Raw genomic sequence first — 12,393 nt, 5'->3', positions numbered from 1 at the left:
CGACTCCAAACCGGCGAGGAATAAGTACACTCGGGGGAACTTCACCGAGAGAGTCGCCATGACCCTGCGTTCGCTGGCCCCGGCCCTGCTGGCTGTTTCCCTTGCCGCCGCGTTCGCGGCTTCCGCGCCGCAGGCGGCCGTGACGCCGGCGGCGGGCGACGGCACCGTGTTCATCCGCGCCGCGCGCCTGCTCGACGTGCGCAGCGGAAAGTGGATCGAGAACCCCGGCATCCGCGTCGAAAACGGCCGCATCACCGCCGTCGCCAGCGGCGGCGAACCCGCGCCCGGCGAACGCGTCGTCGACCTGGCCGGCATGAGCCTGCTGCCCGGCCTGATCGACATGCACACCCACCTCGATTCCGACCCGGCCTACGGCGGCTACACCCACCTGCAGTACACCGACCGCTTCTGGTCGATGCTGAGCGTGAAGCACGCCGGCGAAACCCTGGACGCCGGCTTCACCACCGTGCGCAACGTCGGCGCCGACGCCTGGAACGACATCGGCCTGCGCCAGGCCGTGGACGAAGGCAAGATCCGCGGCCCGCGCATCGTCACCGCCGGCTACGCCTTCGGCGCCACCGGCGGCCACTGCGATTCCACCTTCTTCCCGCCCTCGTTCGACGCCAAGAGCCCCTACAACGCCGACAGCCCCGACGAAGCCCGCAAGCTGGCGCGTGAGCACCTCGCGCATGCACACCTTGGCAAAGATCCCGGCGCTGAGAAAGCGGAGCGCCGCGAGGCGATCACGGTTGGGGAGCTGATTGACGAATGGCTGGCCGGACCAGGCCTTCGTGGTCGCCGCGGGAACCTCCGCAAGGCCTACGACGTGAACTGCGACCGGGGCCGCCTTGAGAACCACGTGCGGCCGGTCCTGGGGAAGCTCAAGGTTCGCGACTTGAAGAAGGGCGACATCGAGCGGCTGCGCGATAGCATCGCGGCCGGTCGCACCGCCAAGACCACGCGGCGTGGCCGGTTCGTGAGCAAGGTGTCTGGGGGAGAAGGCGCGGCGACGCGGACACTTCGCACCGTCGGCTCGCTTCTGACCTACGCGGTCGAGCAGAGCTACCTTTCCCAGAACCCCCGCAAGGGTGTGCTCACCACCCCTGACCGGTCCTGCGAGCGCTTCCTGTCGGCGTCGGAACTAGAAAACCTTGGAAAAGTGATTTCGACATCTCCGGCCGACCCCCGTGCGCTGGCGATCATCCGCCTCTGGGCGCTCACAGGGTGTCGTCACCGGGAAATCGCCGGACTGAGGTGGGCGCAAGTCGACTTCGACCTCCGGTTCCTCCGCCTTGGCCAGATCAAGGGGGTCCAGCGTAACGTCTTTCTGACCGAGCCAGCCCTGGAAGTTCTCGAGGGGGTTCACAGGATCGAGGGCTGCGAGTGGGTCTTTCTTTCAGACCATGGGGGCGGGCACTACTCGGGCGCCGCCAAGGTCTGGCGCGACATCAGGAAGGCCGCAGGCCTGGACGACGTACGTGTCCATGACCTTCGCCACACCTTCGCATCGCAAAGCCTTGCGGCCGGCGCATCCCTTGAGGTGATCGGCGCGCTTCTCGGACATCGTGAACTGCGCACGACTAGGCGCTATGCGCACCTGGCCGCCACCAGCGTCCATGCTGCTGCCGAGGTGGTGGCGAGCGTCATCGGGCGTTCGCTGGCGGTTCAACGCTGACGTTGTCCAGTGGGTATCCGATGTTAGTTCCCAACAGAGCGTCCGCACTGGCTAACGAGGCTGTCCCACGAACCTCAGGGACCCAGATGACTATCCAAACCTACCTGACCGGCGAGCAGGTCGAACGCGAGTTCGGCCTGCGTCGCCGCTGGCTTGCCCGCCACCGCTTCAACGGCACAGGCCCCAAGTACGTGAAGGCCGGCCGGCGGGTGCTCTACCGCCGCGCCGATCTCGAGGAGTACCTTGCCGCCATGACCGTGCATACGAGCGCCGCCTGACGTTTGACTCCAAGAGTTCGCCCCCGATCCGTCTTCAGTTCATGGGCGGGTCGGGGCCAACGGGAGCCTGACCTCAGCGCACTATGATAGCATCCCAAAATCCCAAGTCGCCCCCGAAGGATTTTGAGACAGTCCGCCTAAGTGGCCTGATTTAGCGTGCGGAAAAGGGTGTACTCCTTGGTCCCGACCGACCGAATACCCAGGTCCGGATGCTCCATAACCTCAAGGCCGCGAGACACGCGGGTTTGAAACTTTGGAGTTAGTACGAATGATCGACTTTGACGCCTTCAAGAAGCTGGAAGGCACTGTCTGGGCCAAGGAGCCCGAGCTCTGGCTGCAACCGGAAGCCCGCCTGGTGTGGTGGCTGGCCGAGCACCTGGCCGCCCGCTGCGAGATGCACGTTGAGCCTGAGGACATGTCCCGGGCTGACCCGGGCTCGCTCTACTTCCTGAAGCTGGCCGAGGAGTACCTTCTGGCGCTCCAGACGCCGCGGCCCCAGGCCCTGGTCTGGTTCCTGTGCCGCGTGACCGGCGAGAAGCCTCGCGGGGCCGTCTAGGGCCGAGGGCTCGGCGGTCTGACCGGCCGCCGAGCCGCTGGCCATCTCTGCGAAGCCGAGCGGCACTCGGTTGATAACGGATTTGTCCGCCGGGGCGGGGAGCAGGATAACCACAGTGGGCCGGCTCTTCTCCTGGGCCCGCTCGCGCGGCCTCACCTCCGCTCGCCCGACGGATGACGTATCTCGCCTTCACGAGGCGGACCGCAACGATCTCATCTGGACGGACGACGATTGACCGGTTCTGCGCTCACGCCTCATCGCCGCTTCAGCGTGTGGTCCGCCTGGCGGCCGCCACTGGCCTGCGCCAAGGCGACCTCATCAGCCTGAGCTGGAACGCGATCCAAGACGACGCGATCGTCATGACCACGAACAAGCGGCGTAAGCAGGTCGTGGTGCCGCTGACAGCCGAGGCCCAGGCCATCATCGCGCAATGCCCCAAAGTGGCTGTGACGGTGCTCACCAACACGCTGGGGCCGGTCGTGGACATCGGAGGGACTGAAAACCGTCTTCGGCAAGGCCAAGACTGCGGCCGGTATCGAGGGACTCCGCTTCCACGACCTCCGCGGAACCGCCGCAACCAAGTTCCGGATCGCCGGCCTGGATGATCGGGACATCGCCTTGGTCATGGGCTGGTCAGAAAGCGCCGTGACCGCCCTCATGCGTAAGTACGTCTCATCGTCGGAGGTGGCCCTTGACCTCCTCGAGCGAATGAAACAGAAACCCCTCGCTACAAAACAATCACAAAGTCCCTGACGGGTTGCGTGCCACCTCCTTGTTTTGTAGCGGCGCGCCCTTAGCTCAGTCGGTTAGAGCATCTGACTTTTGATCTGAGCCCTCGGCAATAGAAACAATGGCTTAGAGCACAAACGGGGCCGAGGCGACGTTCGGCAAATTCAATCACATAGCGCGCGCTCACAAACGCGAAACGGCAGAAGCTGTGGCTCCTTGAGCCGACGCAGCCGGGCTCAACAGCAGGTCAACCGTGAGGATGATGCGTCTAGCTGAGGCGAGCTCCTAGGTCCCGTGCACATAAACACCAACCAGCCGTCTAAACGCTGTCGGGAGCCATCGCCCCAAGCATCGCCACAGCGCCCAACACCGACACCCCGAGTACTATTTCACCGTTGACGCGCGCCTGCAGCAATCTGACCGCGGAGCGTCGATGAACTTCATCGCTGAGGGAGCGCCGCAGCCGGGGCGTTGCCCCGAAGCGGTTCCTCGCGGCCAGCACCAACATGAGCGCGAACAGCGCCAGCTTGAGCAGCAGCACTTGTCCGTAGGGCGTTCCGATCAAGCCAGCGAGACTTCCGACCAGGAACCAGGTGTTCACGACGCCTGAAGCGACCAGCACCAGGACAGCCGCCAGGCCAATGGTGTGGAACTGATGCAGTCGCAGAGCCGCCTCATTGGCCGCAGCGCCGTCGGTCGAGGCCGCCCGGAGCAGCAGCAGGAGCGCCGGCAAGGCTCCGAGCCAGGTCATGGCGGCGAGGATGTGAGCTGCATCAGCGGCGCGATGCAGCAGGCCGGCATTCCCCTCTAGCGACGCGGCGTGTCCGGTCAACGCCACGCTCGCTACGAGAAGCGCCGCGACGATTGACCCGGCGATCCGTAGTGGCCGGCTCTCCCTCCGTGCCAGGGCCACAGAAACAAGTAACAGCACCAACGCGAGCAGCAGCCGCGCTATCCAGACACGACCAAAGTCTGTCTCGACCAGGACCACAGCCCACAGCTCATGGTCGGCGAGGCTCTCGGGCCCGCCTCCGAGCCCCGCGACGGTAGCCGCCAGCACGGCGTGCGCGCCGAACAGGACGCCGACGCTGCCGAACACCGCCAGCCGAGACATGGCGCGCGCCACGCCCGGGAGGATCTCGCGGCGGCCATAATGGCCGTACGCCAGCGCGCCGAAGGCGAGCGCGAGCGCGACGTAGTGGACGAAGCGAGCCGCGATCAGCCCGCCGTCCGTCACGGACGAACGGTGAAGGTGTAGCTGCCGCTCATGCGGTGCATATCGGAGCCGGCCGCAGTCCAAGCCACGCGATAGACGCCCGGCTGTCCGCCGCCATGCACGGGCGCGCTGATCCGCGCCGGGTTCTGCGGATCCACGGTGATGTCCGCGACGTGCAGGGCCGCGCCGCCCGGCCCGGTGACTTCGAGGGTCACGAAGCGAGGAAGGACACGCTCGTTGAAGGTGAGGACGTACACGCCCGGGGCCGTGGCCACCGTGCTGTTCGGGGCCGGGTTGGCCGAGACGAGCTGAGTGTGCGCCTGAGCTGCGCTCACGGTGGCGAGCGTCACGATGGCGGCGATGGGAACGAGGCGGTTGAACATGGACATACTCCGTACTCGATAGACTAGGAGCCGCTCGGCGCGGCGGCTGAAGACCAGTGGATGTGGGCGATGCGCCAAGCCCCGCGGTCGCGCTCCAGGACGATGGTTTCGGTGGTGATCCGGTCAAGCGCCCGGTCGTTGAACGTACCGGTGACACGTCCTTCGCTGGCCAGCCATGCGGTGTCTCCGCGCACTGCGCCGGCTCGCCGCGTCACCTGGCTTGGCACGGCCTGCGCGAAAGCAGCATCGGCGCCCAGGTGATGCGCGGCGTATTCCGCCCGGTCGCGCTCCACGCCTCCGGCCTCGTAGATGAGCGCGTGCTCGGCCAGGAACGCAAGCGCGCCCTCCGTGTCGCCGCGCGCCAGGGCGGCATGGAAGCTGTCCACGACCCGCGCCGGCTCCTCCAGCTCCGCCGGAAGCCCGAAGGCGTTCTGCGGTTCTTCATGCACGTGCTCCGGGTGACGCGCCGTCGCCGGGAAGGCTGTGGCCGCCAGGCCTGCAGCGATGATGAGGGCTAGACCGAGGCGCATGTGGATCTCCTAGAACCAGGTTCGAATACCGATGAGGGCTCTGAGGGCTTCCGTCTCTTCGCCACGCGCTCGCGCGAAGTCGGCGGTCCCCCCGAAACTCCGCTCATAGCTGACGCCGACGTAGGGAGCGAACTCGGGAATGAACTGGTAGCGCAGGCGAAGGCCGATCTCGATCGCTGACAGCCCCCCGCCGATCTCACGCTCCGGAATGTCGCCTGCCGCGATTTCCACCTCGGCATGGGGCTGTAGGATCAGCTCGTTCGTGATGCGCTTGTCGTATTCCGCTTCAAACCGCGCGGTGAGGTCGCCGTCATCGGACAGAAAGGCGGCAGCATCGACCTCGAACCAGTACGGGGCGAGCCCCTGCACCCCGAGCACCGCGTACACCGGTCCGCCGTCCGGCTCGATGTCGTACCGAAGCCCGGCCTGAAGATCGAAGAAGGGCGTCACCGGCCGGCTGTAGAGCAACTGGACTTCGGCGGCTTCAACCCCGTGCCCAAACTCGGCTTCTCCTTCGGTCTTGAACCAGACGCGATGATAGTCGCTGCCGTACCAGGCGTCCGCATCCCACGCGAAGGCCTCGCCCCCCTCGCCCAATGACCACTCCAACCGGTCAAACAGGATGCGTCCGGTCCGCATCCCGCCGTGCTCTTGAATGAGAATGGTTCTCGCGCGTTCCATCGCGCGGGCGCCGAAGATGGCGTCCGCGGCGTGCATGGGCCCGCTGAACGCTTCGGCCGGCGGTGGCGCGACAGGCGGCACGACCAAGGTCCCGTTGCCTTCCCCCTCCCGCGGGGCTGCTGGTGTGCAGTGCCCCATGGCGGCGTGTTCGGGAGGGCAGTTGGGGTCGACAGGCTGCGGGCGCGGCATCGGGGTGCAGTGCCCCATGGCCGCGTGCTCCGCAGGACAGTTCGGGTCCTGCACTTCCGCTTCCTGCGAAGCGGCCGGCGAAGGTGTGCAATGCCCCATGGCCGCATGTTCGGGCGGGCAGTTGGGGTCGGCGGCCTGTGTCTGAGGCTCCGGTGTGCAATGGCCCATGGCCGCGTGCTCCGGGGCGCAAGTCTCTGCGGCCGCGGCCGGCTCTGACGGCGGCGTGGCGTGCCCGGCATGCTGCGCGGCCGCGGGCGTCGCGGTCAGGAGGAAGAAGGCCAACAGGACGCGCACTGTCAGGCCCCCGCGTCATCGAGCGGCCGCACCGTCACGACGTTCATCATGCCGGCGTGCATGTGGTAGAGCAGGTGACAGTGAAAGGCCCAATCGCCCGGTGCGTCCGCCGTGAGGTGGAAGCTGGCCGTCCCGCCCGGCATCACGTTGACGGTGTGCTTGATCGGGTTTCCGTGCGCCTGACCGGTGACCACCTCGAAGAAGTGCCCGTGCAGGTGGATGGGGTGGTTCATCATGGAGTTGTTGATGAGGTTCACCCGTACCCGCTCGTTGCGGGCGAAGCGGATCGGCTCGGTCCCCTCGTTCAGGGTTCGTCCGTCCAGCGACCACATGAACCGCTCCATGTTGCCGGTGAGGTGGATGTCCACGCTGCGGCTCGGCGCGCGCTGATCGGGGAAGGGCGTCAAGGGCGCGAGGTCGTGGTAGGTCAGGACCCGGTGTGGCTCGTCCTCCAGTCCGAGGGGACGGTCGCCGGTCCGATCGACCGGCATGGGCGCAATCATGTCCACGCCGACGCCGACCGTCACCGATGGCGGGACGAGCGAGGGGTCCCGCATATCGTGGCTCATTGGCGCCGCGGCCCTAACCCCAGGGCCAGCAACTGCGGGCGTGCAGTGGCCCATGGCCGCGTGCTCAGGCGGGCAGGTCGCGTCGGCAGCCGCAGCGCCGTGACCCATGGCGGCGTGGTCCGTGCCGCCCACGCCCATGTCCCGCATGGACAGCAGGGGCCTTGGGCGCAATGGCGGAACATTCGCGCTCATCCCCAAGCGGGGCGCCAGCGTTGCGCGCGCCATCCCTGAGCGGTCGATGCTTTCAGCCACAAAGGTGTAGGCGCTGTCGTCAGGTGGGCTGACGATCACGTCATAGGTCTCGGCCACCGAGATCTGGAACTCGTCAACCTCGACCGGCCGGACGTTCTGGCCGTCCGCCTGCACCACCGTCACCGGCAGCCCGGGAATGCGGATGTTGAAGATGCTCATCGCCGAGGCGTTGATGATCCTCAGCCGGACCCGCTCGCCCGGCTGGAACAGCGCCGTCCAGTTGTCGTCGGGACCGTGCCCGTTGATCAGGTAGGTGTAGGTCGAGCCGGTCACGTCCGCGATGTCGGTGGGATCCATGCGCATGGCGGCCCACATGCGGCGGTCTTCGGCGGACATGGCGTTCTCAGCTGGATCGCCCAGCATGGCCAGCCGCTGCCGATTGAAGTACCCGCCCTCCTGCTTGAGCTTTCCGATCACCTGGTGGGGATGCAGGAAGGTCCAGTCCGACAGGACGATCACATGCTCCCGATCATACTCGACCGGATCGCGGCCTACCGGGTCGATGACGAGCGGACCGTAGTGGCCGAGCTGTTCCTGGAGCCCTGAATGCGAGTGGTACCAGTAGGTCCCGTTCTGAAGGACCGGAAACTCGTAGGTGAAGGTCTCGCCAGGCGCGATGCCGGGAAAGCTGACGCCGGGCACGCCGTCCATGTGAAACGGCAGGATCAGCCCGTGCCAGTGGATGGAGGTGTCTTCGTGCAGGCGATTTTCGACGTGCAGTCGCACTCGCTGACCTTCGCGAAGGCGGATCAGCGGAGCCGGCAGGACGTCATTGATCGTGATCGCATGCCCCTCGCGACCGCCGACACGGAACATGCTGTGCCCGACGCGCAGGCGGATGTCCTCACCCGACAGCGTCGGGGTGAGGCCTCCGGTCCCGGACTGCGCCCAGGCGGGAAGCAGGCCCGACAGGGCAGCGAGGCCTGCGCCTCCGACCGCTCCGCGCAGGACATGACGCCGGTTGATGTTCGTCACGGCTAAAATGCTCTCTTGATGGCTGGACCCTGCAGGTACGGGGACAGGTCCAAGTCGGACCGACCTTGCACCCTGACACGATGGCAAGGTCAAGCGGGGCCGAGCGACCCTGATCAGGACTTCGCCAGTTCCGCCAGGATCGGACAGTCGGATCGCGCATCGCCGTGACAGGAATGGGCGAGGTCCTCGAGCGTCCGTCGCATTTCACGCAGGGCGCGCTCCTTGCGCTTGAGTTCGGCCACCCGCTGAAGCGCGAGGCTCTTCACTTCACCGCTGGCGCGCGATCGATCCTGCCAGAGCGCCAGAAGCGAGCCGATCTCCTCGATGGGAAACCCCAGGTCCCGCGCCCGGGCGATGAAGCGCAGCGTATGGACGTCCCGGGTGTCGTAGTCCCGGTAACCGCTGTCTCGCCGCGCGGCCTTGGGGATGAGCCCGATCGCCTCATAGTGCCGGATCATCCGCTGGGAGACGCCGGCGGCCGCGGCGGCCTGCCCGATATTCATCGAAATCGCTCCTTGACCCTCACATGATGTCAGACTTCACATCTCATGGCGACAGGCGCAACCATGAGGTCCAGGTCAATGTCGCATCATCACCAGACGAAGGGGCACCAGGGCTCTCAGGGAGCCGCTTGCTGTGCCGCGACCAAGGACGACACGCCTGCCCACGCCGCGATCGATCCGGTGTGCGGCATGACGGTCGACCCTCACACGGCGAACCACCGGGCCGAGCATGCGGGGCATCCCTACTATTTCTGCTCGAGCCGCTGCCGCGAGAAGTTCGTCGCTGATCCCGGCAAATATCTCGACCCGAAGGCGGCCGAGGACAGCGCGCCTGTTCCCGAGGGGACGATCTACACCTGTCCGATGCACCCTGAAATCCGGCAGGTCGGCCCCGGATCCTGTCCTATCTGCGGCATGGCGCTTGAGCCCGACGTGATGACCGCGGAAACGCCGCCCAACCCCGAACTGGCGGATTTCCGCCGACGCTTCTGGGTCGGCCTCGTCCTGACACTTCCGGTCTTCGTCCTGGAGATGGGTGGTCACGTCCTCGGGACTGACTTTGGCCTGAGCCGCCAGGCGAGCAACTGGACGCAGTTGGCTCTCGCGACGCCTGTCGTGGTGTGGGCGGGCTGGCCCTTCTTCGAGCGAGGCTGGGCCTCGCTGCGCAGCCGCAACCTCAACATGTTCACCCTTATCGCCATGGGAACCGGCGTCGCCTGGGTCTACAGCGTGGTCGCCACGATCGCGCCAGGAGTCTTTCCGGCCGCGTTCCGCGATCACCACGGCTCCGTTCCGGTCTACTTCGAGGCCGCCGCCGTCATCGTGGTGCTCGTCCTGCTTGGGCAACTGCTCGAACTCAGAGCGCGCGAACACACCAGCGGAGCGATCCGGGAGCTGCTTAACCTGGCTCCCAAAGTCGCCCATCGGATGAAGCCGGACGGGACCGACGAGGAGATCAGCCTCGACCTCGTCAAGGTGGGCGATCGGCTCCGGGTGCGCCCCGGCGAGGCCGCGCCGGTCGATGGAAAGGTGATCGATGGCCGATCCACTTTCGACGAGGCAATGGTCACGGGGGAAGCCATGCCCGTGTCCAAAGATCTGGGAGACGCCGTGATCGCCGGCACGCTGAACCAGACCGGCACAGTCGTGATCGAGGCCGCCAAGGTCGGCGCGGATACCATGCTGTCGCGCATCGTCCAGATGGTGGCCGAGGCGCAGCGGAGCCGAGCGCCGATCCAGCGCCTGGCTGATCAGGTGTCCGCTTGGTTCGTCCCGGCCGTAATCGTTGTCGCGGTCCTGGCGTTCATCGTCTGGTCCCTCTTCGGCCCGGAGCCGCAGATGAGCTTCGGGCTCATCGCCGCCGTTTCGGTGCTGATCATCGCCTGTCCCTGCGCGCTCGGGCTTGCGACACCGATGTCGATCATGGTCGGCGTCGGCCGAGGCGCGCGCTCGGGTGTCCTGGTCAAGAACGCCGAGGCCCTCGAACGTCTTGAGAAGGTCGACACCCTCGTCGTGGACAAGACGGGCACGTTGACCGAAGGCCGCCCCGTGGTCACCGCCATCGCCCCCGTCGCCGACATCTCCGAAGACGCACTGCTTACTCTCGTCGCCTCCGTCGAAATGGCGAGCCAGCATCCGATCGGCCTTGCCGTCGTTACCGCCGCGCAGCAGCGCGGCCTCGAGATCCCCGCGGCAAGCGACTTCGACGCGCCGACGGGCAAGGGCGTGGTCGGGGTGGTCGACGGCCGCAGCGTGGCGGTCGGAAACGCGGCGTGGCTCGCCAGCCGCGGCGTTGACGTCGCTGAACTCGCCCGCCGCGCCGACACCTACCGGCAGGAGGGGGCCACTTCAGTGCTCGTCTCCATCGACGGACAACCGGGCGGCGTGGTGGCGGTGGCCGACCGCGTGAAGGAGACCACCCCGGCGGCGATCGAAGCCCTTCGCCGCCAAGGCGTCCGGGTCATCATGCTCACGGGCGACAACCGGACCACCGCCGAGGCGATCGCGCGAAGCCTCGGCATCACGGAGGTTCAGGCCGACGTTCTGCCAGGCGAGAAGCAGGCTGTCATCGAGGCGCTGCGCAGCCAGGGCCGCGTCGTGGCGATGGCCGGAGACGGCGTCAACGACGCGCCGGCGCTCGCCGCGGCCGACGTCGGGGTCGCCATGGGCACCGGCACCGATGTCGCGATCGAAAGCGCAGGGGTCACCCTCCTGAGGGGCGACCTCACCGGCATCGTGCGAGCCCGGCGCCTCAGCCAGGCGGTCATGAACAACATTCGCCAGAACCTGGTGCTGGCCTTCGCCTACAACACGGCAGGGATCCCCTTGGCGGCCGGGGTGCTGTTCCCCCTCACCGGCTGGCTGTTGTCGCCAGCTGTCGCCGCCGCGGCCATGGCGCTTTCCTCGGTGTCGGTGGTCGGCAATGCGCTACGGCTCAGGGCTGTTAGCTTGAGCTGAGGGGCGTGGTGCGTCCATGGACTGACGTCCTCCTCACCTTGGTTGTGAGTGGTCGTCGCCTCGGGACACCTTCGGTTTGGCCTGCCGATACCCTCAATGCCACTGGCGCCCGGTCGACACGGTTCAAGGGATGCTGACTGTGGCGCAACTCGAAGATAAGGTACCAGATGGTGGTCCTGGCTGAAGAATGCACACGCGCCCGCCTCCACCGACGGGCTGTCTGGCGACGGTAGGGTATAGACGAGGTCGAACCCGTAGCGGGTCACGGAAGGTCGAGTGCCGTGCAGGCTGTCGACGCCGAACTCGTTCCTGGCGGAACCCGCCTCTCCGCACTTCAGCTTCAACCCACGCGCGATCCGATCGTTCCTTGGCGCCAACCCGCATCTCTGGCGCGAGCCTCAGCAGCTCCGTCGAGGGCCTCGCCGTCTATCTGATCGTCTACAACTGCTAGGACCTCCAGAGGGATTGCCGAAGACGCCGTCTGCAGCTCTCCGCTCTGCACGGCGAGCGGTCCGAGCGCCCTAAGGGTCCAGCCGCTGTCCTCGCGGCAGGCGACGCCGCCGATCCCATCCTGCGCTGCGGCGAAGGTCCGGCACCAGCGTCCGTCGGTGTCCCGGTAGGTGAGCCCGATGGAACGGCCCTCCGAATCAGGACCTTCCGAAGCTAGGCGATTGTCGAGCACGCGGACGAGCTGCGGGTCTGACACTTCTCCCGACTGCGAAACCAGGGCGGGCGAGCGGACCAGCAGTGGAGCCGCCAGCAGGCCGGCGGCGAAGGCCGCGCCCCCGACGGCCAGCGTGGACAAGACCAGCCTCGGCCTGAAGACACGCCTCGTGGCCGCGAGGCTCCACTCGAGAGCGCGCCGGGACGTCGGTCGTCGCGCCACGCTCGGAGCCGCCGCGATCAGGGCCGCCAAGACCTCGTCGCGAGGGTCGGACCGGGCCGGGAACGCCGTGGCCGCCGTCAGACGCGCAGCGCGCAGCGTCGCGAGCCGCGCCGCAAGGTCAGCGTCGGTCGCGGCGGCGGCGTCGATCGCCTGCGCCTGGGCCAGGGGAAGCTCGCCGTCGACGCGGCGATGGAGAGTTTCGTCGTCGACCCGGGTCATG

General features: G+C 67.0%; 13 protein-coding genes. 6 read left to right on the top strand and 7 right to left on the bottom strand.

Annotated features, from left to right (window positions below; all coding sequences use genetic code 11):
* Positions 1-58 precede the first annotated feature (58 nt).
* The 5 genes from Q0M60_RS07710 to Q0M60_RS14430 all read left to right on the top strand — a co-directional run bounded on the left by Q0M60_RS07710 (position 59) and on the right by Q0M60_RS14430 (position 3,262).
* Positions 59-1,675: a tyrosine-type recombinase/integrase gene (locus Q0M60_RS07710; protein WP_296817963.1), complete on the top strand. Its 1,617-nt coding sequence runs from the start codon at positions 59-61 to the stop codon at positions 1,673-1,675.
* 86 nt (positions 1,676-1,761) lie between these two features.
* Positions 1,762-1,953, top strand: coding sequence for a helix-turn-helix domain-containing protein (locus Q0M60_RS07705; RefSeq protein ID WP_296817960.1), 192 nt, complete (start codon positions 1,762-1,764; stop codon positions 1,951-1,953).
* A gap of 268 nt (positions 1,954-2,221) precedes the next feature.
* Positions 2,222-2,509 (top strand): hypothetical protein, encoded by a 288-nt coding sequence (locus Q0M60_RS07700; protein ID WP_296817958.1) that lies wholly within the window; start codon positions 2,222-2,224, stop codon positions 2,507-2,509.
* 173 nt (positions 2,510-2,682) lie between these two features.
* Positions 2,683-3,114, top strand: coding sequence for a tyrosine-type recombinase/integrase (locus tag Q0M60_RS07695; RefSeq protein ID WP_296817957.1), 432 nt, complete (start codon positions 2,683-2,685; stop codon positions 3,112-3,114).
* Positions 3,005-3,262 carry a tyrosine-type recombinase/integrase gene (locus Q0M60_RS14430; RefSeq protein ID WP_366855696.1) on the top strand — a complete coding sequence of 86 codons (258 nt, stop codon included), beginning with the start codon at positions 3,005-3,007 and terminating at the stop codon, positions 3,260-3,262. The genes Q0M60_RS07695 and Q0M60_RS14430 overlap by 110 nt, the downstream gene beginning before the upstream one ends.
* A gap of 295 nt (positions 3,263-3,557) precedes the next feature.
* Here Q0M60_RS14430 and copD read toward each other — a convergent pair whose 3' ends face one another.
* The 6 genes from copD to cueR all read right to left on the bottom strand — a co-directional run bounded on the left by copD (position 3,558) and on the right by cueR (position 8,830).
* Complete coding sequence (gene copD, locus Q0M60_RS07690) at positions 3,558-4,475, bottom strand: copper homeostasis membrane protein CopD (protein ID WP_296817955.1); 918 nt, start codon at positions 4,473-4,475, stop codon at positions 3,558-3,560.
* Positions 4,472-4,837, bottom strand: coding sequence for a copper resistance protein CopC (locus Q0M60_RS07685; RefSeq protein WP_296817954.1), 366 nt, complete (start codon positions 4,835-4,837; stop codon positions 4,472-4,474). The genes copD and Q0M60_RS07685 overlap by 4 nt, the downstream gene beginning before the upstream one ends.
* Before the next feature lie 23 nt (positions 4,838-4,860).
* Entirely contained in the window at positions 4,861-5,367 is a 507-nt protein-coding gene (locus tag Q0M60_RS07680) for a nuclear transport factor 2 family protein (RefSeq protein WP_296817952.1), read from the bottom strand.
* Between the two features lie 9 nt (positions 5,368-5,376).
* The gene (locus tag Q0M60_RS07675) at positions 5,377-6,519 is read right to left on the bottom strand and encodes a copper resistance protein B (RefSeq protein WP_296817950.1); all 1,143 of its coding nucleotides are present in this window, start codon (positions 6,517-6,519) and stop codon (positions 5,377-5,379) included.
* 14 nt (positions 6,520-6,533) lie between these two features.
* Positions 6,534-8,327 carry a copper resistance system multicopper oxidase gene (locus Q0M60_RS07670; RefSeq protein WP_296817948.1) on the bottom strand — a complete coding sequence of 598 codons (1,794 nt, stop codon included), beginning with the start codon at positions 8,325-8,327 and terminating at the stop codon, positions 6,534-6,536.
* Between the two features lie 113 nt (positions 8,328-8,440).
* Complete coding sequence (gene cueR, locus Q0M60_RS07665; protein ID WP_296817946.1) at positions 8,441-8,830, bottom strand: Cu(I)-responsive transcriptional regulator; 390 nt, start codon at positions 8,828-8,830, stop codon at positions 8,441-8,443.
* Positions 8,831-8,908: 78 nt separating this feature from the next.
* Here cueR and Q0M60_RS07660 point away from each other — a divergent pair, with 78 nt between their 5' ends.
* The gene (locus Q0M60_RS07660) at positions 8,909-11,287 is read left to right on the top strand and encodes a heavy metal translocating P-type ATPase (protein WP_296817944.1); all 2,379 of its coding nucleotides are present in this window, start codon (positions 8,909-8,911) and stop codon (positions 11,285-11,287) included.
* Positions 11,288-11,627: 340 nt separating this feature from the next.
* Here Q0M60_RS07660 and Q0M60_RS07655 read toward each other — a convergent pair.
* On the bottom strand, positions 11,628-12,393 hold a 766-nt coding region (locus Q0M60_RS07655), incomplete at its 5' end, for a hypothetical protein (protein WP_296817942.1).

Origin of the sequence: Brevundimonas sp., from assembly GCF_024711105.1 — a bacterium.
Taxonomy (GTDB): domain Bacteria; phylum Pseudomonadota; class Alphaproteobacteria; order Caulobacterales; family Caulobacteraceae; genus Brevundimonas.
Note: the sequence above shows the minus strand (reverse complement) of the source record. Positions and strands in the feature narration are given on the sequence as shown.

Bases quoted from the DNA above. Each gene is read 5' to 3' on its own strand.
- Q0M60_RS07710 (WP_296817963.1), top strand. From the start codon at position 59: ATGACCCTGCGTTCGCTGGCCCCGGCCCTGCTGGCTGTTTCCCTTGCC.
- Q0M60_RS07705 (WP_296817960.1), top strand. From the start codon at position 1,762: ATGACTATCCAAACCTACCTGACCGGCGAGCAGGTCGAACGCGAGTTC.
- Q0M60_RS07700 (WP_296817958.1), top strand. From the start codon at position 2,222: ATGATCGACTTTGACGCCTTCAAGAAGCTGGAAGGCACTGTCTGGGCC.
- Q0M60_RS07695 (WP_296817957.1), top strand. From the start codon at position 2,683: ATGACGTATCTCGCCTTCACGAGGCGGACCGCAACGATCTCATCTGGA.
- Q0M60_RS07685 (WP_296817954.1), bottom strand. From the start codon at position 4,837: ATGTTCAACCGCCTCGTTCCCATCGCCGCCATCGTGACGCTCGCCACC.
- Q0M60_RS07680 (WP_296817952.1), bottom strand. From the start codon at position 5,367: ATGCGCCTCGGTCTAGCCCTCATCATCGCTGCAGGCCTGGCGGCCACA.
- cueR (WP_296817946.1), bottom strand. From the start codon at position 8,830: ATGAATATCGGGCAGGCCGCCGCGGCCGCCGGCGTCTCCCAGCGGATG.
- Q0M60_RS07660 (WP_296817944.1), top strand. From the start codon at position 8,909: ATGTCGCATCATCACCAGACGAAGGGGCACCAGGGCTCTCAGGGAGCC.